The 20395-nt window shown below is 69.4% G+C and carries 22 protein-coding genes and 1 tRNA gene; 15 read left to right on the top strand and 8 right to left on the bottom strand.

Annotated features, from left to right (window positions below; translation table 11 throughout):
- Positions 1–29 precede the first annotated feature (29 nt).
- From ABT115_RS21000 to ABT115_RS20970, 7 genes are all read left to right on the top strand, one after another.
- A tRNA-Gln gene (locus tag ABT115_RS21000) sits at positions 30–101 on the top strand.
- Positions 102–210: 109 nt separating this feature from the next.
- Positions 211–1659 carry a bifunctional UDP-N-acetylglucosamine diphosphorylase/glucosamine-1-phosphate N-acetyltransferase GlmU gene (glmU, locus tag ABT115_RS20995; RefSeq protein ID WP_351791894.1) on the top strand — a complete coding sequence of 483 codons (1449 nt, stop codon included), beginning with the start codon at positions 211–213 and terminating at the stop codon, positions 1657–1659.
- Between the two features lie 120 nt (positions 1660–1779).
- Complete coding sequence (locus ABT115_RS20990) at positions 1780–2754, top strand: ribose-phosphate diphosphokinase (protein WP_351791892.1); 975 nt, start codon at positions 1780–1782, stop codon at positions 2752–2754.
- Between the two features lie 197 nt (positions 2755–2951).
- Positions 2952–3542 (top strand): 50S ribosomal protein L25/general stress protein Ctc, encoded by a 591-nt coding sequence (locus tag ABT115_RS20985; RefSeq protein ID WP_351791889.1) that lies wholly within the window; start codon positions 2952–2954, stop codon positions 3540–3542.
- Positions 3543–3690: 148 nt separating this feature from the next.
- Positions 3691–4284 carry an aminoacyl-tRNA hydrolase gene (pth, locus tag ABT115_RS20980; RefSeq protein WP_114244947.1) on the top strand — a complete coding sequence of 198 codons (594 nt, stop codon included), beginning with the start codon at positions 3691–3693 and terminating at the stop codon, positions 4282–4284.
- A gap of 161 nt (positions 4285–4445) precedes the next feature.
- The gene (locus ABT115_RS20975) at positions 4446–4916 is read left to right on the top strand and encodes a hypothetical protein (protein ID WP_351791886.1); all 471 of its coding nucleotides are present in this window, start codon (positions 4446–4448) and stop codon (positions 4914–4916) included.
- A gap of 230 nt (positions 4917–5146) precedes the next feature.
- The gene (locus ABT115_RS20970) at positions 5147–5935 is read left to right on the top strand and encodes an LAVTG motif-containing sortase-dependent surface protein (RefSeq protein ID WP_351791883.1); all 789 of its coding nucleotides are present in this window, start codon (positions 5147–5149) and stop codon (positions 5933–5935) included.
- Between the two features lie 62 nt (positions 5936–5997).
- On the opposite strand, the gene ppc is transcribed toward ABT115_RS20970, so the two are convergent.
- On the bottom strand, positions 5998–8727 hold the full coding sequence (gene ppc, locus ABT115_RS20965; protein ID WP_351791880.1) for a phosphoenolpyruvate carboxylase: 2730 nt from the start codon (positions 8725–8727) through the stop codon (positions 5998–6000).
- Between the two features lie 362 nt (positions 8728–9089).
- Between ppc and ABT115_RS20960 the strand changes: the two genes are divergently transcribed.
- Together ABT115_RS20960 and ABT115_RS20955 are read left to right on the top strand one after the other, a co-directional pair.
- Complete coding sequence (locus tag ABT115_RS20960; protein ID WP_351791877.1) at positions 9090–10076, top strand: acyl-CoA desaturase; 987 nt, start codon at positions 9090–9092, stop codon at positions 10074–10076.
- Positions 10073–10759, top strand: coding sequence for a TetR/AcrR family transcriptional regulator (locus tag ABT115_RS20955; RefSeq protein WP_351791874.1), 687 nt, complete (start codon positions 10073–10075; stop codon positions 10757–10759). The genes ABT115_RS20960 and ABT115_RS20955 overlap by 4 nt, the downstream gene beginning before the upstream one ends.
- Positions 10760–11134: 375 nt before the next feature.
- Here the strand turns inward: ABT115_RS20955 and ABT115_RS20950 are convergent, their stop codons facing one another.
- On the bottom strand, positions 11135–11347 hold the full coding sequence (locus ABT115_RS20950; RefSeq protein ID WP_351791870.1) for a DUF397 domain-containing protein: 213 nt from the start codon (positions 11345–11347) through the stop codon (positions 11135–11137).
- Positions 11344–12192, bottom strand: a complete 849-nt coding sequence (locus ABT115_RS20945) for a helix-turn-helix domain-containing protein (protein ID WP_351791867.1) — start codon at positions 12190–12192, stop codon at positions 11344–11346. The genes ABT115_RS20950 and ABT115_RS20945 overlap by 4 nt, the downstream gene beginning before the upstream one ends.
- Before the next feature lie 294 nt (positions 12193–12486).
- On the opposite strand from ABT115_RS20945, the gene ABT115_RS20940 reads away from it, so the two are divergent.
- From ABT115_RS20940 to ABT115_RS20920, 5 genes are all read left to right on the top strand, one after another.
- Positions 12487–12741 (top strand): hypothetical protein, encoded by a 255-nt coding sequence (locus ABT115_RS20940; RefSeq protein WP_351791864.1) that lies wholly within the window; start codon positions 12487–12489, stop codon positions 12739–12741.
- Positions 12738–13025, top strand: coding sequence for a hypothetical protein (locus ABT115_RS20935; RefSeq protein WP_351791861.1), 288 nt, complete (start codon positions 12738–12740; stop codon positions 13023–13025). Before ABT115_RS20940 ends, ABT115_RS20935 begins: the two co-directional genes overlap by 4 nt.
- Positions 13022–13309 (top strand): hypothetical protein, encoded by a 288-nt coding sequence (locus tag ABT115_RS20930; RefSeq protein WP_351791858.1) that lies wholly within the window; start codon positions 13022–13024, stop codon positions 13307–13309. Before ABT115_RS20935 ends, ABT115_RS20930 begins: the two co-directional genes overlap by 4 nt.
- A 13-nt stretch (positions 13310–13322) precedes the next feature.
- Positions 13323–13778, top strand: coding sequence for an ATP-binding protein (locus ABT115_RS20925; protein ID WP_351791855.1), 456 nt, complete (start codon positions 13323–13325; stop codon positions 13776–13778).
- Positions 13779–13845: 67 nt separating this feature from the next.
- The gene (locus ABT115_RS20920; RefSeq protein WP_351791949.1) at positions 13846–14448 is read left to right on the top strand and encodes a Uma2 family endonuclease; all 603 of its coding nucleotides are present in this window, start codon (positions 13846–13848) and stop codon (positions 14446–14448) included.
- A 12-nt stretch (positions 14449–14460) separates the two neighbouring features.
- On the opposite strand, the gene ABT115_RS20915 is transcribed toward ABT115_RS20920, so the two are convergent.
- Entirely contained in the window at positions 14461–15264 is an 804-nt protein-coding gene (locus tag ABT115_RS20915) for a trans-aconitate 2-methyltransferase (protein ID WP_351791852.1), read from the bottom strand.
- 88 nt (positions 15265–15352) lie between these two features.
- On the opposite strand from ABT115_RS20915, the gene ABT115_RS20910 reads away from it, so the two are divergent.
- Positions 15353–15850 (top strand): MarR family winged helix-turn-helix transcriptional regulator, encoded by a 498-nt coding sequence (locus ABT115_RS20910; protein WP_351791849.1) that lies wholly within the window; start codon positions 15353–15355, stop codon positions 15848–15850.
- Here ABT115_RS20910 and ABT115_RS20905 read toward each other — a convergent pair.
- The 4 genes from ABT115_RS20905 to galT all read right to left on the bottom strand — a co-directional run bounded on the left by ABT115_RS20905 (position 15809) and on the right by galT (position 20104).
- Entirely contained in the window at positions 15809–16618 is an 810-nt protein-coding gene (locus ABT115_RS20905; RefSeq protein WP_351791946.1) for a LuxR C-terminal-related transcriptional regulator, read from the bottom strand. The two genes, ABT115_RS20910 and ABT115_RS20905, sit on opposite strands and share 42 nt — an antisense overlap.
- A 302-nt stretch (positions 16619–16920) precedes the next feature.
- A complete protein-coding gene (galK, locus tag ABT115_RS20900) occupies positions 16921–18087 on the bottom strand; it encodes a galactokinase (RefSeq protein WP_351791846.1) in 1167 nt (388 codons plus the stop codon).
- Complete coding sequence (gene galE, locus ABT115_RS20895; RefSeq protein ID WP_351791843.1) at positions 18084–19064, bottom strand: UDP-glucose 4-epimerase GalE; 981 nt, start codon at positions 19062–19064, stop codon at positions 18084–18086. The genes galK and galE overlap by 4 nt, the downstream gene beginning before the upstream one ends.
- Entirely contained in the window at positions 19061–20104 is a 1044-nt protein-coding gene (gene galT / locus ABT115_RS20890; RefSeq protein WP_351791840.1) for a galactose-1-phosphate uridylyltransferase, read from the bottom strand. Before galT ends, galE begins: the two co-directional genes overlap by 4 nt.
- Positions 20105–20395: the final 291 nt, after the last annotated feature.

The raw sequence follows: 20395 nt of genomic DNA, 5'->3' as shown, positions 1-20395 counted from the left end.
TGATCGACCCGGTAAGGTTTGAGGCGTGATCCGCCGTGGGGTAGCGGCATCCCGCAGGCCTTTGGAGCCTTGAGACGCTGGTTCGAATCCAGCCGGCGGAGCCCACACACACGGGCCCCGACCATCATGGTCGGGGCCCGCACCCATGTCCGCCCCATGCCCCCCCGGTATCCTTCAGGTGTCCACCACCCGAAGCCGAAGGGCATTTCCGTGAGCTCCGAACGCCCGGCAGCCGTCGTAGTCCTCGCAGCGGGTGAGGGCACCCGCATGAAGTCGAAGACCCCCAAGGTCCTGCACGAGATCTCCGGGCGCTCGCTCGTCGGACATGTCGTCGCCGCCTCCCGCGAGCTGGACCCCGAACACCTCGTCGTGGTCGTCGGCCACGAGAGCGAGCAGGTCACCGCGCATCTCACCGCCATCGACGATCGCCTGCAGACCGCCTACCAGGCCGAGCAGAGGGGCACCGGAAGCGCGGTGCGCGTCGGTCTCGACGGGCTCGGCGGGACCGTCGACGGCACCGTGATCGTCGTCTGTGGCGACACCCCGCTGCTCTCCGGCGAGACACTGACCGCGCTCGCCGCCACCCACATGGCCGACTCCAACGCCGTCACCGTGCTGACCGCCGAGGTCCCGGACTCCACCGGCTACGGCAGGATCGTCCGCGACCCGGCCAGTGGAGCGGTCACCGAGATCGTCGAGCACAAGGACGCCACCGAGGCCCAGCGCGCGATCCAGGAGATCAACTCGGGGGTCTTCGCCTTCGACGGCCGGCTGCTCGCGGACGCCCTCGGCAAGGTGCGTACCGACAACAGCCAGGGCGAGGAGTACCTCACCGATGTGCTCTCCATCCTTCGCGAGGCCGGACACCGGGTCGGCGCCTGTGTCGCCGACGACCACCGCGAAATTCTCGGCATCAACAACCGGGTCCAGCTGGCCGAGGCCCGGCGCTTGCTGAACCAGCGGCTGCTGGAGCGGGCCATGCTGACCGGCGTGACCGTCGTGGACCCGGCGTCCACGCTGATCGACGCCACCGTCACCTACGAGCGGGACGCGGTCGTGCACCCGGGCACCCAGCTGCTCGGCACCACGCACCTCGCCGAGGACGCCGAGGTCGGCCCCAACTCCCGGCTCAAGGACACCGTCGTCCGTGCGGGCGCGCGCGTGGACAACACGGTCGCCGACGGGGCGGAGGTCGGTGAGGGCGCGACGGTCGGCCCGTACGCCTATCTGCGGCCCGGCACCAGGCTCGGCTCGAAGTCCAAGGCCGGTACGTACGTGGAGATGAAGAACGCCACGATCGGCGAGGGCACCAAGGTCCCGCACCTGAGCTATGTGGGCGACGCGACGATCGGCGACCACACCAACATCGGTGCCGCCAGCGTCTTCGTGAACTACGACGGTGTGGCCAAGCACCACACCACGATCGGCTCCCACTGCCGTACCGGGTCGGACAATATGTTTGTGGCGCCTGTCACGGTCGGGGACGGCGTCTACACCGCCGCCGGCTCGGTCATCACCAAGGACGTGCCGCCCGGTTCGCTGGCCGTCGCCCGCGGTCAGCAAAGGAATATCGAGGGTTGGGTGGCCCGCAAGCGTCCGGGAAGCGCCGCCGCGCAGGCGGCTCAGTCCGCCGTCTCGGAGCACGACGGCGAAAGCTGACCGGAAACAGGTGCGCCGCGCACGGCGTACCGTGATACGTACTCACCCCATTTCGGCTGGCTCGTTGCACATCGGGACACATGCGTGCAGCGCCAGAAACACGTCTGAGGAGACTGTGCTGTGACCGGGATCAAGACGACCGGCGAGAAGAAACTGATGCTCTTCTCCGGCCGCGCCCACCCCGAGCTGGCCGAGGAGGTTGCGCACCAACTGGGTGTCGGCCTCGTGCCGACGAAGGCCTTCGATTTCGCCAACGGTGAGATCTACGTCCGCTTCCAGGAGTCCGCCCGCGGGGCCGACTGCTTCCTGATCCAGAGCCACACGGCCCCGATCAACAAGTGGATCATGGAGCAGCTCATCATGCTGGACGCGCTGAAGCGCGCCTCGGCCCGCTCCATCACGGTGATCGTGCCGTTCTACGGTTACGCCCGCCAGGACAAGAAGCACCGCGGCCGTGAGCCGATCTCGGCCCGTCTGATCGCCGACCTGATGAAGACGGCGGGTGCCGACCGGATCCTCACCGTGGATCTGCACACCGACCAGATCCAGGGCTTCTTCGACGGCCCGGTCGACCACCTCTTCGCGCTGCCGATTCTCGCCGACCACGTCGGTGCCAAGGTCGACCGCTCGAAGCTGACGATCGTCTCCCCGGACGCCGGCCGCGTGCGCGTCGCCGACCGCTGGTGCGACCGCCTGGACGCCCCCCTCGCCATCGTCCACAAGCGTCGTGACAAGGACGTCGCCAACCAGGTGACGGTCCACGAGGTCGTCGGCAACGTCAAGGGCCGGGTCTGCGTCCTGGTCGACGACATGATCGACACCGGCGGCACCATCTGTGCCGCTGCCGACGCCCTGTTCGCGCACGGCGCCGAGGACGTCATAGTGACGGCCACCCACGGCGTGCTCTCCGGTCCGGCCGCGGACCGTCTGAAGAACTCCAAGGTCAGCGAGTTCGTCTTCACGGACACTCTGCCGACCCCCGGCGAGCTGGAGCTCGACAAGATCACGGTGCTCTCGATCGCCCCGACGATCGCCCGCGCGGTGCGCGAGGTCTTCGAGGACGGCTCGGTCACCAGCCTCTTCGAAGAGCAGTAGGGCCGACCGGCAGAAGCGGCACAGCACAGAAGATCCACTTTGGGCGCGGCCTTCCCGCCGGGTAGACTCAGTGAGTTGCTCGGCGAGGGAGGCCGTACTCATGCGTACGGCGGTCCGTTATCGACGCGCTCTTCGTAGCAGGCCTGTCGTGGGCCGGGTGACCGTCCAGATTTCGTCACCCCACGAGGAGTGCAGTCATGGCTGAGGTCAAGCTCGACGCCCAGGTCCGTACCGAGTTCGGCAAGGGCGCCGCCCGCCGCACCCGCCGCGCCAACCAGGTTCCCGCGGTCGTCTACGGCCACGGTGCCGAGCCGGTTCACATCACTCTGCCGGGCCACGCCCTGATGATGGCGCTCAAGACCGCCAACGTCCTGATCGGTCTGGAGATCGAGGGCAAGGACGCCCTGGTCATCCCGAAGGCCGTGCAGCGCAACCCGCTCAAGGGCGACATCGAGCACGTCGACCTGCTGACCGTCAAGCGCGGCGAGAAGGTCAACGTCGAGATCGCCGTGCACACCGAGGGCGACCTGGCCCCGGGCGGCAACCTCCTCGAGTACGTGATGAACACCCTGCTCGTCGAGGCCGAGGCCACCCACATCCCCGAGTCCGTCACGGTCTCCATCGCGGGCCTGGACGCCGGTGCGTCCGTCCTCGCCAAGGACATCCCGCTGCCCGAGGGCTCCGTGCTGGCCGACGACGAGAACGCCGTCGTGCTCCAGGTCGTCGCCGCGCAGGCCGAGGAGCCGGCCGCCGAGGCCGCCGAGGGCGCCGAGGGCGCCGAGGCCTGAGGCTGAGAGGCTGTCGGCTGACCGCTGATCGGGCGGCCGCCTGACAGCCTCGCCTTCTCTGCTTCACTGACGGGGCGGCGGATCCTTCTTCGAGGGCCTGTCGCCCCGTTTCTCTGTAATCATCCGTACGCGAGGAGACCGAGCGCAGATGTCCGACGCCACCGAACCCTGGCTCATCGTGGGCCTCGGCAACCCCGGTCCCGAGTACGCGGCGAACCGGCACAACGTCGGCTTCATGGTCGCCGACCTCCTCGCCGAGCGGATCGGCGGGAAGTTCAAGCGGGCGCAGAAGGCCCAGGCACAGGTCGTCGAGGGCCGCATGGGTCCGCCGGGACCGGAGAACCGCCGGGTGATCCTGGCCAAGCCGATGTCGTACATGAACCTCTCCGGCGGCCCCGTCACCGCGCTGCGCGACTTCTACAAGGTGCCGACCGACCACATCGTGGCGATCCATGACGAGCTGGACATCGACTACGGGACGCTCCGGCTGAAGCTGGGCGGCGGCGACAACGGGCACAACGGGCTCAAGTCGATGACCAAGTCGATGGGCGCCGACTACCACCGGGTCCGGTTCGGGATCGGCCGGCCGCCGGGCCGGATGCAGGTCGCGGACTTCGTGCTGAAGGACTTCTCGTCCACCGAGCGCAAGGAACTCGCCTACCTCGTGGACCGGGCCGCCGACTCGGTGGAGTGCCTGCTCGCGGAGGGACTGGAGCGCGCGCAGAGCGCGTACAACTCCTGACATCCGCAGTCACGGTCGCGGCGCGCACAACTCTGACATTCTCGCCGGCACCCCGGCGATTTTCGGCCATAAGGCCGACCGGTAAATGGGCGGTGCCGCCCCCCATTTACCGGTCGGCCCAAGTTGACCAAGCGCGTCGCTCTGCCCAAGGATCACTCCCCATGAAGCGGAGCTCCTCTCACCGCGCCCTGGTCTACGCCCGCAGCGCCGCCATGGGCTGTGTCGTCCTGCTGCTGCTCATCTCGGGCGTGCAGTCCTCCTGGAGTTCGGCGCACCACATCGTTCTGGCCAAGGGCCGCGAGCACGGCACGATGACCGTCACGGGCTGCGGCGCCGATGTCTGCACCGGACCGTTCACACCGTCCGGACAGGCCACCGCGCGCGTCCGGGTGACGATCGAGAAGTCCGTCGCGGCGCAGCGGGGCGACCGCTTCCCCGTCGTCGTGAAGCCCGGCACGGACGACGTCGTACGCACCGGAGCCGCCGGCTTCCTGCATGCCTGGGTGCCGCTGGGCGGTGCGTTGTTGCTGGCCGCCCTGATCATCGGCGGCGGTCTGCGACTGTCCCGGATCGCCTGGGGCACCGGGATCGCGGGCGGAACCCTGCTGATGGCGGCGTTCATCGCCCTCTGAGCCGAACCCTGAACGACTCCCGGGCCGCGCTCCGGGCCGCTCCCCGGCCGCCCCGAGGTGCGGACTCCTGTGCCGGAACCATGTGTTCGCTCGATCGTTATCCGGGATCATCGATGCAGAGCGCCGCATAAGGGGCGGATGTGCACACATCAACGTTGACGGACTCAAGCAACCACAAGAAGCTGAGCTGACCCCCCACGGCATCCCTCACCTCTCACGTTGGACTGCCCATGCGCATACTCATTCCCGCCGGCGCCCTGGTCACCGCGGTGACCGCTTCGCTGCTGCTGGCACCTTCCGCCTCCGCGACGCCCAAGGGCGACAACGGCAGGGTGAAGATCCACGACGCCAAGACCGGCGAGGAGCTTCCAAGGAACGAGCCGAAGGTCTGCTCCTTCTACCTCGACGCGTTCGGCTTCGACGCCTCCCAGAAGGTCCAGTGGCACATCGAGGCCTGGGCCGACAATGACCTGGACAAGGGCGAGACGGTCAAGACGGGCGCCTTCGCGCTCGATGGTTCCGGCCACGGCCGTACCGCCGACATGACCCTGCCCGACGGCCAGTACAAGCTGTTCTGGAACTTCGAGGGCGAGAACGGCAAGGCGAAGCACAAGGTCTTCAAGACTGACTGCGAGCCGGGCAAGCCCGGCGAAGAGCCCACAAAGCCGGGCGAGGAACCCACGAAGCCCGGCGAGGAACCCACGAAGCCGGGCGAAGAACCCACAAAGCCCGGCGAAGAACCCACGAAGCCGGGCGAAGAGCCTACAAAGCCCGGCGGGGAACCCACCGCGCCGCCGTCCGCCAGCCCGTCCACCCCCGGCGGCGAGCAGCCGTCCGGCGCCCCGTCCGCCTCGGAGAGCACCCCGGCCGGTGCCTCGGCCTCCCAGGGCGGCGCCTCGGGCAACCTCGCCGAGACCGGAAGCAGTGCCCCGGTCGGCATCATGGCGGCAGTCGCCGCGGCACTCGCCGCGTCCGGCGGCTTCCTGGTGATGCGCCGCCGCAAGGCCCAGCAGCACTGACGTCCGCGCAGCAAAGTGCCCCCATCGGATGCGTCCGGTGGGGGCACTGGCGTGCTGCGAGATCAGCCGGTGTTGCGCAGACCCGCGGCGACACCGTTCACCGTGAGCAGCAGGGCCCGGGCGAGCAGCGGGTCGGCCTCCTCGCCGCGCTCGGCGGCCCGGCGCTGGCGGGCCAGCAGCGAGACCTGGAGATAGGAGATCGGGTCCAGGTAGGCGTCCCGGATGGCGAAGGTCTGCTGGAGCACCGGACTGGTGCCGAGCAGTTCGGAGCCGCCGGTGACCCTCAAGACCTCCTGGACCGTGAGCGCGTGCTCGGCCTCGATGTCGGCGAAGACATGCTTCAGCTCGTCCGGGACGAGTGTGTCGACGTAGTGGCGGGCGATCCGCAGATCGGTCTTGGCGAGCGTCATCTCCACGTTCGAGATGAAGTTCCGGAAGAAGTGCCAATGCTCGTACATCTCGTCCAGAACGGTGTCCAGACCGGCTTCGCGCAGCGCCTTGAGCCCGGAGCCGACGCCGTACCAGCCGGGCACGATCTGCCGCGACTGGGTCCAGCCGAAGACCCACGGGATGGCCCGCAGCCCGTCCAGGCCGGCGCCGGAGTCCGGACGCCGCGACGGTCGCGACCCGAGGTGCAGCTCCGCGAGCTGGTCGACCGGGGTGGAGGCGAAGAAGTACGCGGGCAGGTCCGGGTCCTCGACCAGCCTGCGGTATGCGGCGTGCGCGGCGTCGGAGACGGTGTCCATCGCCGCGTCCCAGCGGGCCAGGGCTTCGCCGGACTGGCGGGGCGCGGTGTGCAGCGCGGAGGCCTGGAGGGTGGCCGCGACGGTCAGCTCCAGGTTCTCCCGGGCGAGCGCCGGGATGAGGTACTTGTCGGAGATGACCTCGCCCTGCTCGGTCACCTTGATCTCGCCTTCGAGGGTGCCCCACGGCTGCGCGAGGATCGCGTCGTGCGAGGGGCCGCCACCGCGGCCGACGGTGCCGCCGCGGCCGTGGAAGAGCCGCAGCCGTACGCCGTATCGGTGCGCGACGTCACGGAGCCGGCGCTGCGCCCGGTGGATCTCCCACTGCGAGGTGGTGATGCCGCCGAACTTGGAGGAGTCGGAGTACCCGAGCATGACCTCCTGAACCTCGCCGCGCAGCGCGACGAGACGGCGGTACGACGGGTCGGCGAGCATCTCGTCGAGGATCACGTCGGCGGCGCGCAGCTCGTCGGTGGTTTCCAGGAGCGGCACGATGCCGATCTTGGCCCAGCCGCCGTGCAGATCGATCAGTCCGGCCTCGCGGGCCAGGACGGCGGCCGCGAAGACGTCGTCGGCGCCCTGGCACATCGAGATGATGTACGACTCGATGACCTCGGGGCCGAACCGCTCGAAGGCTTCCTTGATGGTGTGGAAGACGCCGAGGGTCTTCTCGCCCGCGGCGTCCAGCGGGGCCGGGGTCGGGGCGAGCGGGCGGCGCGAGCGCAGTTCCTTGGCGAGCAGCTTCTGCCGGTAGTCGCGCGGCATGTCGGCGTAGCGCCAGGACTCCTCGCCGAGCCGGTCGAAGAGCTGGCCGAGGGCGTGGTGGTGGGCGTCCGCGTGCTCGCGTACGTCCATGGTGGCGAGTTGCAGGCCGAACGCGGAGAGCGTGCGGATCGTGCGGTCCATCCGCCCGTCGGCGAACAGGCCGCCGCGGTGCTCGCGCAGCGAGGTCTGGATGAGCTTCAGGTCGGCGATGAGGTCGGCGGTGCCGAGGTAGTCGCAGCCGGGGCGGTGCGGGGTGCCGCCGGCGAGGCGCTCACGGGTGTTGAGGAGCTTCTGCCGGATGCAGGTGGCCTTGAGGCGGTACGGCTCCTCGGCGTTCAGCCGCTTGTAGCGGGGGCTGATCTCGGGGAGGCGCTCCAGGTCGGCCTGGAGCGAGGTCAGCAGCTCGTCGGTGGCGCCGGTGTAGCGGATGGAGTTGGACAGCTGCGCGCGCAGGTGGTCGACGAGCTCCAGCGCGTCGGTGATGCCGTGCTCGTGCTGGAGGATCAGCACCTCCCGGGTGACGGCGGGCGTCACGTTGGGGTTGCCGTCGCGGTCGCCGCCGATCCATGTACCGAAGGTGAGGGGGCGGGTGCCCGCGGGCAGTTCCACACCGACCCGCTCCAGCTCGGCCGCCAGGTCCTCCAGTACGTCCCCGACGGCGCCGGTGTGCAGTTCGTCGAGGTAGTAGATGGCGTTACGGGCCTCGTCGGCGGGCTCGGGCCGGACCACGCGCAGCTCGTCGGTCTGCCAGATGAGGTCGATGTTCTCGGCGAGTCGCAGATCCTGGCGGCGCCGGTCGGCGTCGATGACGGGCGTCTCCAGCAGCTCGGCGATGCGGCGGAGCTTGTTCAGCACGGAGCGCCGCGCGGCCTCGGTCGGGTGCGCGGTGAAGACGGGCCGTACGTTCAGGTTCTTGACGGTCTCGCGCAGGTGGACCGGGTCCGCGTCCTTCAGCCGGTCGGCGGTACGGGCGAGGAGACCGCCCTCGGCGGCGCGCCGGTCACGCATCTCGTGGGCGCGGTGGACCTGCTCGGTGACGTTGGCGAGGTGGAAGTAGGTGGAGAAGGCGCGCACGAGCTGCGCGGCGGTCTCCAGGTCCGTGTCGCCGAGGAGCTCGGCCGCGGCCTCGCCGTCGGTGCGGGTCAGGGCGCGGACCCGCTCGACGAGGTCGAGGAGCTCCTGGCCCTCCTGGCGTACCAGGGTCTCGCCCAGCAGATCGCCGAGGCGGCGGATGTCGGCGCGCAGCCCGGGGCTGGCGGCGGGGGTCTGGTCGGCACTGCTCACGGTGTGCGGCTCCTTGCAGTGAATGAGAAGGTGCGTCGCGTAGCGACTCCCAACAAGGGGGGCGGTGGGAGACGGGTGGAAACGGGATCTCCGGGGCCCGACGCTGGCAGCGGTTCTGACACCACCCCGGGAAGGCAGAGTGCGGACCGCGCTGTCCGACCCCACCAGGATAGGTCTCCATGCCGTCGGCGCCGCTCGCACCCCAATCGGGTTTCCCCGTCACGGGCGGCCCGTCACGCTCTCGTGCAGCGGGCCTCCGCACTGCCATGCTTACGTAGCCGTAGGTCACTGATTCGTAGCCGTAGGTTACGGATGCGTAGTCAGAGCCATCCGTCGTATTCCTCATCCCCACGGGACTCCCCATGAACACCAGCCCCGCTGTGATCGACGACACCCAGCCACCGGCGGCCGACGGTCAGACCCTGCCCTCCGCCACGCTCGGCGGGGACAGCAAACGGTCGGTCGAACAGTTCGCCCTTCTGCTGTTCATCGTGGTGCCGTTCGTGGCGCTGGTCGCCGCGGTGCCGCTGGCCTGGGGCCGAGGTGTGAGCTGGCTCGATCTGGGTCTGCTCGTGGCGATGTACTTCATCGGCTGCCACGGCATCACGATCGGCTTCCACCGCCACTTCACCCACGGCTCCTTCAAGGCCAAGCGCCCACTCCGCGTCGCCCTGGCCATCGCGGGTTCGCTGGCCGTGGAGGGCCCGCTGGTGCGCTGGGTGGCCGACCACCGCAAACACCACCGCTTCTCCGACGTGGAGGGCGACCCGCACTCGCCGTGGCGTTACGGCGAGACCCTCCCCGCCCTGATGAAGGGCCTCTGGTGGGCGCACATCGGCTGGATGTTCGACGAGGAGCAGACCCCGCAGCAGAAGTACGCCCCCGACCTGATCAAGGACCCGGCGATCCGCAGGATCTCCCGCCACTTCTTCACCTTCACGGCCGTGTCGCTGGCGCTTCCGCCGCTGGCCGGCGGGCTGGTGACGATGTCGTGGTGGGGCGCGGCGACCGCCTTCTTCTGGGGCTCTCTCGTACGGGTGGCCCTGTTGCACCACGTCACCTGGTCGATCAACTCCATCTGTCACGCGGTGGGCAAGCGCCCCTTCAGGTCCCGTGACCGGTCCGGCAACGTGTGGTGGCTCGCGGTCCTGTCCTGCGGCGAGTCCTGGCACAACCTGCACCACGCGGACCCGACGAGCGCGCGCCACGGCGTGCTGAAGGGCCAGATCGATTCGAGCGCCCGGCTGATCCGCTGGTTCGAGAAACTGGGCTGGGCATACGACGTGCGCTGGCCGGACTCCGCCCGGATCGATGCCCGCCGCCACCCCGCGCGCGCCGACGCGGCATGATTGACGATGTGGCGACCGACGGCAGCACGAGCAGCGAGAAGAACCGTCCCTCTTCCATGCGGCGTACCCGCCGCGTGAGGATGACCGGCAAGGAACGCCGCGAGCAGCTGCTGGACATCGGCCGCACCCTCTTCGCCGACAAGGGCTTCGAGGGCACCTCGGTCGAGGAGATCGCGGCCCGGGCGGGCGTCTCCAAGCCGGTCGTCTACGAGCACTTCGGCGGCAAGGAGGGCCTGTATGCCGTCGTGGTCGACCGCGAGATGCGCCAGCTCCTGGACATGGTCACCGGCGCCCTGACCGCGGGCCATCCCCGCGAACTCCTGGAACAGGCCGCTTTCGCCCTGCTCGACTACATCGAGACGTACACCGACGGCTTCCGCATCCTGGTCCGCGACTCCCCCGTCGCCCAGTCGACGGGCACCTTCGCCTCCTTGATCAGCGACATCGCCACCCAGGTGGAGGACATCCTGGGCCTGGAATTCAAGGCCCGCGGCTTCGACCCGAAACTGGCCCCCCTGTACGCGCAGGCGCTGGTCGGCATGGTCGCCCTGACCGGCCAGTGGTGGGTCAACGCCCGCAAGCCGAAGAAGTCGGAGGTCGCCGCCCATCTGGTGAACCTGGCCTGGCACGGCCTGGAGAACCTGGAGTCGAACCCGCGGCTGATGGGGCACCGCAAGAGCTGAGGGGGCGGCGCCCAGGGCGGTCGGCCCGAGCGGTCAGCCTGATCGGGCCGCCCCAGCTGGGGCGGCCCAGCTGGGGCGGCCCAGCCGTGAGTCCTGCCGCGCTGTCCACGGTCCAGCCGACTCGGCAACGAGCGAACCCAAGTCGATGCCTCGGGATGCCCGTACAGATCCGAGGCGAGAGAGCCGTACGGGCCAAGGAAGAGGTCACAGTCTCTCCCACTCGAAGTAGAGGCGAGAAGTGGTCGAGCCGAGGTCCTTCACCACCGGAACTCACCGTCTTAGAGGCGCTGGTGCCACCATCCACTACCGCGCCAGAAGCGCCGGTATCAGAGATCACCCGACAGGCTCTTGGCCGGCGCGATTCGGCTGGCGCTCTCACGTCAACTCCTCGCCCTTCACCCCGTTCACGAACGCGGTGAACGCTTCCACGGTCACAGGGAGTACGGGCCCCTGCCTTGCTTTCGAGTCCCGGACCCCGACCCACAACCGGGCGAATGCAACCTCCACGCACTCGTTGTCGGCTGCGCTGTAGCTGCTCTTCGTCCAGTCCGTAGCAGCGAACTGGGCATTGGTTGGTGCATTGTTCATCGGATCAGCTCCTGTCGTGCTGCGGCCAGCAGTTCGACGCTGTTCGACGTATCGGCCGCTTGGGATCGCAAGTAATCAAACATCAGCTTGTAGCTCTGCACTTCGGTGGGAGCGTCGAGATATAGGCCGCGCTTGTGCAGTTCGAGGTAGACCACGTTCATGCTGTTGAGCGGATTCTTCTCGTCGTCCCGTCCAAGGATCAGAAAGTGTCCGCCAGACCCTGCGGCGTGAGCCCCCGCGGCAAACTTGAGCACCTGGATGTCCACGTTGGGACGCTGGGCCATGGTGCTCAGGTGGTCGATCTGCGCGGACATCACGTCCGGACCCCCGACAGGGCGGCGGAGAACAGCGTCGTCGAGAACGACCCACAAGTGAAGGGCGGGCGAGCGCTCCAGGATCGCCTGACGCCTGATTCGTGCGTCGACCTTTTCTGCGATCGCGTCCGCCTCCACCTCCGCCCGGACATCCTGCGCCCGGTGGAGCGCAAGCGCGTAGTCAGGCGTCTGGAGCAGCCCGGGAACCAGTGCGTTGGCGTAGACGTGCTCGTACTCGGCCACGTCTTCGAAGGACATCAGCGGGTCCATGACTTCAGGCAAACCGGGGTGATCCATCCACCAGCCGTTCTGCTGGTTGCGGACGAGTTCGACCAACGCCTCGCGTTCTTGAGGTGAAGCACCGCAGGTTTCCGCGAGCGCGCTCACGGTGGGCACTCTGAGCTTGGCGCGGTCCTGCCAGGTCTCGTACCGGTTCACGGTTCCGACGGAGACACCGGCCCGTTTGGCCACCTCGGACTGAGTGAGGCCGGCTCGCATGCGAAGCGCCTTCAGCCCACGGGCGATCTGCATGCGCCCAGCCGGCCCTGCCGAGCCTCGTACGGTCACGGTGCTCCTCCAACGCGGCTGTTTTTGCCGCCAGCTTGTCCAGCGATGCAATCAACACGCCGAGCGTACGCGGCAGTCAGTGCTTCATCTCGGTCCACCGGCGTTCACCCCTCCGAAGGAATCCCACCCATAGAGCTATCACTGATTGAAATTCAATGACACGGTACTCAACAAGCACTCCACGTGTGCTCTTGATCGCTTTTAGCGATCTCAGAGGAGCGCTTTCTCGCGTCAGCCCAGAAGGAAGGGATGGGAGTCATGCCTGCGAAGAAGTCGGCTCCAACCGGCTCCGAAGACGTACGCACCAAGGTCCACGACCTGATCTCCCTCACCCCCGAGACCCGCCTCCGCCTCGCCAGACTCGCCTGCGCCCGCTGCGGCAGCACCGAAGCCCTCCGGCCCGGCGGCCACGCGTACACCCACAGCCCCGATGGCGGACGTCTCGGCTGGGCCGTGGAGGTCTGCGCGAATTGCCCCGTCCACCTGCCCCAGGAAAGGGAGTTGAGGTCATGACCAGCCTCGCCACCCGCACCACCGCCCGACTGCGAAGCCTCTTCGCCCCACGCGGCCGGCACCGCGCCCTGCACCCCTCCCCCACACCCCCGCAGGCCGCCTCCCCGGGCTCCTGCCCCGGGCCGTACGCCACCGACACCCCCATCGACGGCCGGGCCACCGCCCTGGTCCGCCCCTACCTGCTCACCCCCGAGCAGCGCAGCCGCCGCCGGGCGCTCTGGCTCGCGACGTACGGCATCGACGTCGGCCCGCGCCGCATCCATGGCATGGAGGTGGCCCGATGATCCGGCTGCTGCCCTGGACCGGGGAGGACGGGAGGCCCTGCTACCTCTCCACCGACGGCACCGGCCCGTTGTCCCGGCTCGCCGACCAGATCGAGTACGTACAGCTCGGCCTCGCGGGCAAGCTCCTCGACCACGTACGAGTCGTACTCTCCGACGCCACACCCGAGACCTCGGAACTCAGGCTCCTGACCGCCCAGTTGGCCGACGCACTGCGCGACGCCCTGCTCATCGCCGAAAGCCGCGGCGACCGCCTCACCTCGGTGGACGCCGATGTCGAGCGCTGAAGGAGGTGCGGTCATGCCGCCGCTCATCGAAATCGTCCACGACGCCCTCGCACACTGCGCCACCGCTCCACAGGCGCTGGGCCTGGTCTCCTTACCCGGCACAACCCTCGTGTCCGCGAGCGCGGCCCGCCGTTACGTGCGAACGACGGCCCGGTCCTGGGGACTACCACCGGACACAGCAGACGCCCTGGAACTGATCACCGGAGAGCTCGCCGCCAACGCCCTGGAACACACCGCGAGCCGTTCGATCACCGTGGTGCTGTCCCGTACCGGCCGGACGGCCGTCGTCGGAGTGATCGACGAGGGGCGAGGCGGAGCGACCGTGGCGGGCACGCCATCGCCGGATCAGGAGGACGGGCGCGGGCTGCTGATCGTCGACGCGCTGGCCTCCCGCTGGGGACAGCGGCACGCGTGCGGCGGTCTCCTCGTCCGGGCCGAGGTCGACACCGGCCGGCGTCACTCTTTGTGATGACGCCGCTCGATTCCGACCGCTACCGTGAGGGAGCAGGCCCAGAATCCCGTCCATGGGAGGAACCATGACCGCCGAGCCGATCACCGCGCACAGCTCCCGCTGGCCGGTGCCGCCCCAGGACGGATACACGGTGGACGACCTGTTCACCTTGCCCGATCTCCCGCCGCACACTGAACTGCTCGACGGGAGCCTGGTTTTTGTGAGTCCACAGCGGATCTTCCACAGCCGCATGATCGACCTGTTGATGTACGGGCTGCGCAGCTGCGCACCTCGTGAGCTGAAAGCCGTGCGTGAGATGACGGTGGTCCTCGACCGCCGCAACGGCCCCGAGCCCGACATCTCCGTCGTCCGCGCCGAAGCCGTCACCGGACCGGACCTGACCCGCTTCCAGGCCGCCGACGTCCTCCTCGCCGTCGAGGTCGTCTCCCCCGACTCCGAGGCCCGCGACCGCGACGCCAAGCCGCAGAAGTACGCCGCGGCCGGTATCCCGAATTTCTGGTTGGTCGAGATGACCGGCACAGACCAGCACCCGGTGGTACGGGTCTACGAGCTGGACCCCGTGTCCAAGACGTACGCCCTGACCGGGATCCACCACGACCGGCTCAAGACGGGTGTGCCGTTCCCGATCGACATCGACATCACGCTGGACGCGCTCGACCGGCTCTGACGACGGCGTTGATCACCGCGTCTCCCTGCGGGCCACGGCAAAGATGCGGCGGAACGGGAAGACCGTGCCGTGCGGGCCCGCCGGGTACGCGGTGCGGAGCAGGTCGCGGTATTCGGCGAGGAATGCCTCGCGGGCCTCGGGGTCGTCGGCCAGGGCGGTCAGGACGGGGCGCAGGCCGGTGCCCTTCACCCAGTCGAGCACCGGGTCCTCGCCGTGCAGCAGATGCAGATACGTGGTCTCCCAGACGTCCGCCGTGATGCCGGGGGCCGTCAGCGCGTCGAGGTAGGCGGCGGGGCTGAGCACGGCGTCGGCGTGGCGCAATTCGCCGGCGAGGCGGTCGCGCCAGCGCGGGGACCCGGCGAGTTCCCGCATCAGGACATGGCTGGGCTGGTCGAAGTTGCCGGGGACCTGGAAGGCGAACGTCCCGCCGGGGGTGATCGCGTCCAGCCAGAGAGGGAAGCGGGAGGTGTGGTCCGGGACCCACTGGAGCAGGGCGTTGGAGACGATCAGGTCGTATGGCTCCGCGGGGGCCCAGGTCGTGGCGTCGGCCTCGGCGAAGTCCAGGAGGGGGCCGGCGTGGGCGCGGGCCCGTTCCAGCATCTGCGGGGAGTTGTCGTAGCCGGTGATCCGGGCCTTCGGCCAGCGGTCGGCGAGGAGGACAGTGACGTTTCCCGCTCCGCAGCCGAGGTCGGCGACACGGGGTGCGGGTGCGGCCGGAGGCTCGGCGATGCGGGCCAGGAGATCGTGGAAGGGGCGGGTGCGATGGTCCGCGTGGCGCAGGTACTGCTGCGGATCCCAGGTGGGTGGGGTTGTCATGGAACCAGGATCAAGCCTCAAGTGTCTTGACGTCAAGACACTTGAATTCAAGAGACTTCATGTCGACAGACCCTCTACACTGATCGACATGGAGGACGAGGTCGACCGACTGGTCGCTGCATGGCGCCGCGAGCGCCCCGACCTCGACGTGGAACCACTCGAGGTACTCAGTCGCGTCTCCCGCCTGGCCCGTCATCTGGACCGGGCCCGACGGATCGCCTTCTCCGAGCACGATCTGGAGCCGTGGGAGTTCGATGTACTGACGTCGCTGCGCCGTGCGGGTGATCCTTATCAGCTGTCCCCCGGCCAGTTGCTCACCCAGACCCTGGTCACCTCGGGCACGATGACCAACCGCATCGACCGGCTGACCAAGAAGAACCTTGTCGAGCGGCTCCCCGACCCCAGCGACCGCCGCGGCGTGCTGGTCCGGCTCACCGCCGAGGGGTGCGACAAGGCCGACCAGTCACTGGCCGGCCTGCTCGCCCAGGAGCGCGCCATCCTGGTCGAGCTGTCCGCCCAGCAGCGTGGCGAACTAGCCGGACTGCTACGCCAGTTGACCGCCCCGTTCGACAACATCCCCGGCTAGGGCCGCTCCCGGCACCAGGGCCCGGTCCGGTTCCAGATCGACCGGTCCGACACCCGCCCGTCGGGCCAGTGCGACCGCGGCCAGCGTCGAGTGCACGCCGAGCTTCCCCAGCACGTTCTGCATATGCGTGCGCACCGTGTGCGGGGAGAGGTAGAGCCGCTCCGCCACCGCCTTGCGGCCCAGGCCCGCCACCATGCAGCGCAGCACCTCGCGCTCGCGCGGGGTCAGTGACTCGACCAGCTCCTCGCTCTCGGTGCGGTGCTTGCGCGCTGCCGTCAGCTCCCGCAGCACGCCCGTGAGCAGGGCCGGGGGCAGATGCGTCTCGTCGCGCAGGACCCCCCGGATGACCGTGAGCAGCCGTTGCAGCGAGCAGTCCTTGGCGACCCAGCCCGAGGCCCCGGCCTGCAGCGCCAGCGCGGCCCGGAGCGGGTCGTCCTTCTCGGCGAGCACCACCGTACGCACGGACGGCCGGCCCGAATGGACCCCGGCGACCAGCGAGATGCCGTCCACCGGGCCTTCCTCCCCGGTGCGGGCCACCGGGACGGGTGCCCGGTGGCCCCTCGCTGTGGGCAGGATGCCCAGTTCGGCATCGATCAGCATCACGTCATAGCCTCGCCCCTCGGCGGCCGCCCGTTCCAGACATCGCAGCGCGGTGGGGCCGCTGCCCGCCGCCGCCACATCGACGTCCGGCTCGGCCGCGAGTGCCGCTGCGAGCGACTCGGCGAAAATGCGGTGGTCGTCCACCACGAGAACCCGGATACGAACCACAGGCACCCCCATGCCGCCTCTTGTTGCTGAGCCCCCGGCCCGACGAAGGGACGGAACGGCGCGGGTACGGCCGCCCGGATCGGGGAAATGGACCGCAGTCCCACGGCCGCCGCCGTGTTTCGACCGCAACCCGCCCCGGGCGCCGTACCCGACTGTCTCGTACCCCTGAATCAGCACCGGCCCCCACCGGTGCTGTGCATCAGGGTACGGCTGGGGAGCCGGTGTGGAAGGCGATTCGCAGAACTGACCGGCTCTGCTCCGCAGACTGTGGTGGATGTTCCGTCTTGAGACAGAAGGGGACCTCAGCTGAGACGCCGGGCACCCGCCGAAGGAACGGCGGGGAAGATCCGCGGCGTCGCGTAACCCGCCGAAGCGAACGCCTCCAGCACGGACTTGGTGACCGTGTCCGCCTGCGTCTCGTCCACCAGCACGATCGCCGAGCCGCCGAAGCCGCCGCCGGTCATCCGGGCACCGAGCGCCCCGGCCTCGCCCGCCGCCGACACCACCAGGTCCAGCTCCGGGCAGGAGACCCGCAGATCGTCGCGGAGCGAGGCGTGCCCGGCGTCGAGGACCGGGCCCGCGGCCCGCACGTCTCCCGCGTCGAGCAGGGCGATGATCTGTTCCACCCGGTGGTTGTCGCTGACGACATGGCGTACGTAGCGCACCACGGACTCGTCGACGTCCGCCTCGGCCAGGGTGTCCAGGGCCGCGCCGAGCCCGTCGAACGGCAGCTCGCGCAGCGACCGCAGGCCGAGCGCGGCGGCCCCCGCCTCACAGCCGGCCCGCCGCTCGGCATACGCGCCGTCGCCGAGCGCGTGCTTGACCTGGGTGTCGACGACCAGCAGCCGCAGCCCGTGGGCGGCCAGGTCGAAGGGGATCTGGCGCTGGGTGAGGTCGCGGGTGTCGAGGTACAGGGCGTGGCCCTCGGTGCAGCAGGCGGATGCCATCTGGTCCATGACCCCGCACGGCACGCCGACGAAGGCGTTCTCGGCGCGCTGGCCGATGACCGCCAGCTCCGGGGCGGAGAGTCCCAGTTCGAAGAGGTCGTTCAGAGCCAGCGCGGTGACGACTTCGAGGGCCGCGGAGGAGGAGAGTCCGGCGCCGGTGGGGACGGTGGAGGTCAGCTGGATGTCCGCCCCTGTCACCGGGTGACCGGCCTCGCGCAGCGCCCAGACGACTCCGGCCGGGTATGCGGCCCAGCCGTGCCCCTGATGCGGGGCCAGTTCGTCGAGCCGGAGCCGGACGACGCCGCCCGGTACGTCGGTCGAGTGGAGCCGCAGCTCGCCGTCGGTGCGGCGGGCGACGGCCGCGCGTGCGGTGTGCGGCAGGGCGAGCGGCATCACGAAGCCGTCGTTGAAGTCGGTGTACTCGCCGATCAGGTTGACCCGGCCGGGCGCCGCCCAGACTCCTTCGGGGGCGGTGCCGTACAGCTCGGTGAAAGCGGTAAGCAGCTCGGCGTCGTCGGTCATGGGGCGGTGGGCTCCTCGCGGCGGGCGAACGTCCAGGCGTCGGAGACGATTCCGGTCAGGTCCGCGCGCGACGGCGTCCAGCCGAGCCGCTCCCGGGCGGTGGCGGCGGAGGCGACCAGCACGGCGGGGTCACCGGCGCGGCGGGGGGCCGTGGTCTCCGGGACGGGGTGGCCGGTGACCTCGCGGACGGTCTCGATGACCTCGCGCACCGAGAAGCCGTTGCCGTTGCCGAGGTTGCAGATCAGGTGCTCGCCCGCGGTGGCCGCGTCCAGGGCCAGCAAGTGGGCCTCGGCGAGGTCGGCGACATGGATGTAGTCGCGGACACAGGTGCCGTCGGGGGTCGGGTAGTCGTCGCCGTACACCGAGATCGACTCGCGCCGGCCGAGGGCGACCTGGAGGACCAGCGGAATGAGGTGCGACTCGGGGCTGTGCCGCTCCCCGCAACTGCCGTACGCCCCGGCCACGTTGAAGTAGCGCAGCGAGACGGCGGCCAGCCCGTGCGCGGCCGCCTCGCCGGTGATCATGTGGTCGACGGCGAGCTTGGTGGCGCCGTAGGGGTTGGTGGGCGCGGTCGCGTCGGACTCGGTGATGGGGGTAGTGGCCGGTTCGCCGTAGGTGGCGGCGGTGGAGGAGAAGACCAGGGTCCGCACTCCGGCGTCGCGCATCGCGGCGAGCAGCGCGACGGACCCGCCGACGTTGTTCACCCAGTACTTCTCCGGGTCCGTGACGGACTCGCCGACCTGAGAGTACGCGGCGAAGTGCAGCACCCCGTCATAGGAGGGGTCCAGCCACTTGGCCGCGTCCTGGACGCGGCCCTCGATGAACTCGGCCCCGGCCGGGACGCCCTCCCGGAACCCGGTCGAGAGGTCGTCGAGGACGGTGACCGCGTGACCGGCCTCCAGCAGATGCTGGGCGACCACGCTGCCGACGTAGCCCGCGCCACCCGTGACCAGGTACTTCTTCTGGGGCTTGCTCACTCGCTCGCTACCTCTCGCAGTCGCTGGGCCGCGGCCTCCGGCGGCACATCGTTGATGAACACATTCATGCCGGATTCGGAACCCGCTAGGAACTTCAGCTTGCCGGAGGTGCGTCGGATGGTGAAAAGCTCCAGATGGAGCCCGAAGCCCTCCCGCCCGGGGACACCGAACGGGGCTTGGTGCCAGGCCGAGATGTACGGGGTCGGCGGCTCGCCGGGGCCGAAGATCCGGTCGAATCGCCTCAAGAGTTCCAGATAGATCCGCGGGAACTCCGTGCGCGCCGCCTCGTCGAGTTCCCGCAGGTCGGGGACGCGGCGACGGGGGTGGAGATGGACCTCGTACGGCCAGTGCGCCGCGTACGGCACGAAGGCGACCCAGTGCTCGCCGCTGATGACGATCCGCGAGCCGTCCTTCTCCTCGCGGGCCACCACATCGTCGAAGAGGTTGCGGCCGGTCTTGGCGCGGTGGGCCTCCATCGAGCGGAGCATCAGCTCGGTCCGTGGGGTGACGAAGGGGTAGCCATAGATCTGCCCGTGCGGATGGCCGAGCGTGACGCCTATCTCGGCGCCCCGGTTCTCGAAGCAGAACACTTGCTGGACCTGGTCGAGCCCGGCGAGTTCGGCGGTGCGGTCGGTCCATGCCTCCAGGACCAGGGCGGCCTGGTCCTCGCTGAGGTCGGCGAACGACGCGTCGTGGTCGGAGGTGAAGCAGACGACCTCGCAGCGGCCGGAGTCACCGGCGAGCGAGGGGAAGCGGTTCTCGAAGACGGCGACGTCGTAGTCCGCCTCGGGGATCTCGCTCAGCCGGCCGTCCCGCGAGGGGCAGAGCGGGCACTCGTCGGCCGGTGGGTGGTAGATGCGGCCCTGGCGGTGCGAGGCGATGGCGACGCTGTCACCGAGGAACGGGTCACGGCGGATCTCGGACGAGGTCGAGACGGTATCGAGGGGCCGCCGGTCGACGGCGTCACGCACGACGTCGTCACGGCTGTCGTAGTAGAGCAGCTCCCGGCCGTCGGCGAGCGCCGTAACCGTCTTCTTCACCAGGTTCCTCCAAACATAACCAAACACAATGAACCACAAGCCAACAGGCCCGTCAATGATGCACAGGGGTTGCATGCGCAGCAGGGTCTATCGGGGCCCATCTCTGCCGGTTCCTGCCTGGATTTACCGGCCATACGATCACAATCAAACAAGTTCCCCGGGAAAGTGTTCAGTTTTTGAACACAAGAACAGCCGCCGAGGCTCCCTGCGAACGGGCTCGGCTACACGATCCCGGCGATCCGCTTCGTCGTCGTCCTCAGCATCGGTCTGGTCTACGGAACCGAGTCCCCG

The sequence above is a fragment of the Streptomyces sp. NPDC001832 genome (genome assembly GCF_040297265.1).
GTDB lineage: Bacteria > Actinomycetota > Actinomycetes > Streptomycetales > Streptomycetaceae > Streptomyces.
Note: the sequence above shows the minus strand (reverse complement) of the source record. Positions and strands in the feature narration are given on the sequence as shown.

Bases quoted from the DNA above. Each gene is read 5' to 3' on its own strand.
- ABT115_RS20935 (WP_351791861.1), top strand. From the start codon at position 12,738: ATGACCAGCCTCGCCACCCGCACCACCGCCCGACTGCGAAGCCTCTTC.
- ABT115_RS20970 (WP_351791883.1), top strand. From the start codon at position 5,147: ATGCGCATACTCATTCCCGCCGGCGCCCTGGTCACCGCGGTGACCGCT.
- pth (WP_114244947.1), top strand. From the start codon at position 3,691: ATGTCCGACGCCACCGAACCCTGGCTCATCGTGGGCCTCGGCAACCCC.
- ABT115_RS20940 (WP_351791864.1), top strand. From the start codon at position 12,487: ATGCCTGCGAAGAAGTCGGCTCCAACCGGCTCCGAAGACGTACGCACC.
- ABT115_RS20975 (WP_351791886.1), top strand. From the start codon at position 4,446: ATGAAGCGGAGCTCCTCTCACCGCGCCCTGGTCTACGCCCGCAGCGCC.
- ABT115_RS20955 (WP_351791874.1), top strand. From the start codon at position 10,073: ATGATTGACGATGTGGCGACCGACGGCAGCACGAGCAGCGAGAAGAAC.
- ABT115_RS20945 (WP_351791867.1), bottom strand. From the start codon at position 12,192: ATGCAGATCGCCCGTGGGCTGAAGGCGCTTCGCATGCGAGCCGGCCTC.
- ABT115_RS20985 (WP_351791889.1), top strand. From the start codon at position 2,952: ATGGCTGAGGTCAAGCTCGACGCCCAGGTCCGTACCGAGTTCGGCAAG.
- ABT115_RS20960 (WP_351791877.1), top strand. From the start codon at position 9,090: ATGAACACCAGCCCCGCTGTGATCGACGACACCCAGCCACCGGCGGCC.
- ABT115_RS20915 (WP_351791852.1), bottom strand. From the start codon at position 15,264: ATGACAACCCCACCCACCTGGGATCCGCAGCAGTACCTGCGCCACGCG.
- ABT115_RS20925 (WP_351791855.1), top strand. From the start codon at position 13,323: ATGCCGCCGCTCATCGAAATCGTCCACGACGCCCTCGCACACTGCGCC.
- ABT115_RS20930 (WP_351791858.1), top strand. From the start codon at position 13,022: ATGATCCGGCTGCTGCCCTGGACCGGGGAGGACGGGAGGCCCTGCTAC.
- ABT115_RS20950 (WP_351791870.1), bottom strand. From the start codon at position 11,347: ATGAACAATGCACCAACCAATGCCCAGTTCGCTGCTACGGACTGGACG.
- galK (WP_351791846.1), bottom strand. From the start codon at position 18,087: ATGACCGACGACGCCGAGCTGCTTACCGCTTTCACCGAGCTGTACGGC.
- ABT115_RS20920 (WP_351791949.1), top strand. From the start codon at position 13,846: ATGACCGCCGAGCCGATCACCGCGCACAGCTCCCGCTGGCCGGTGCCG.
- ABT115_RS20910 (WP_351791849.1), top strand. From the start codon at position 15,353: ATGGAGGACGAGGTCGACCGACTGGTCGCTGCATGGCGCCGCGAGCGC.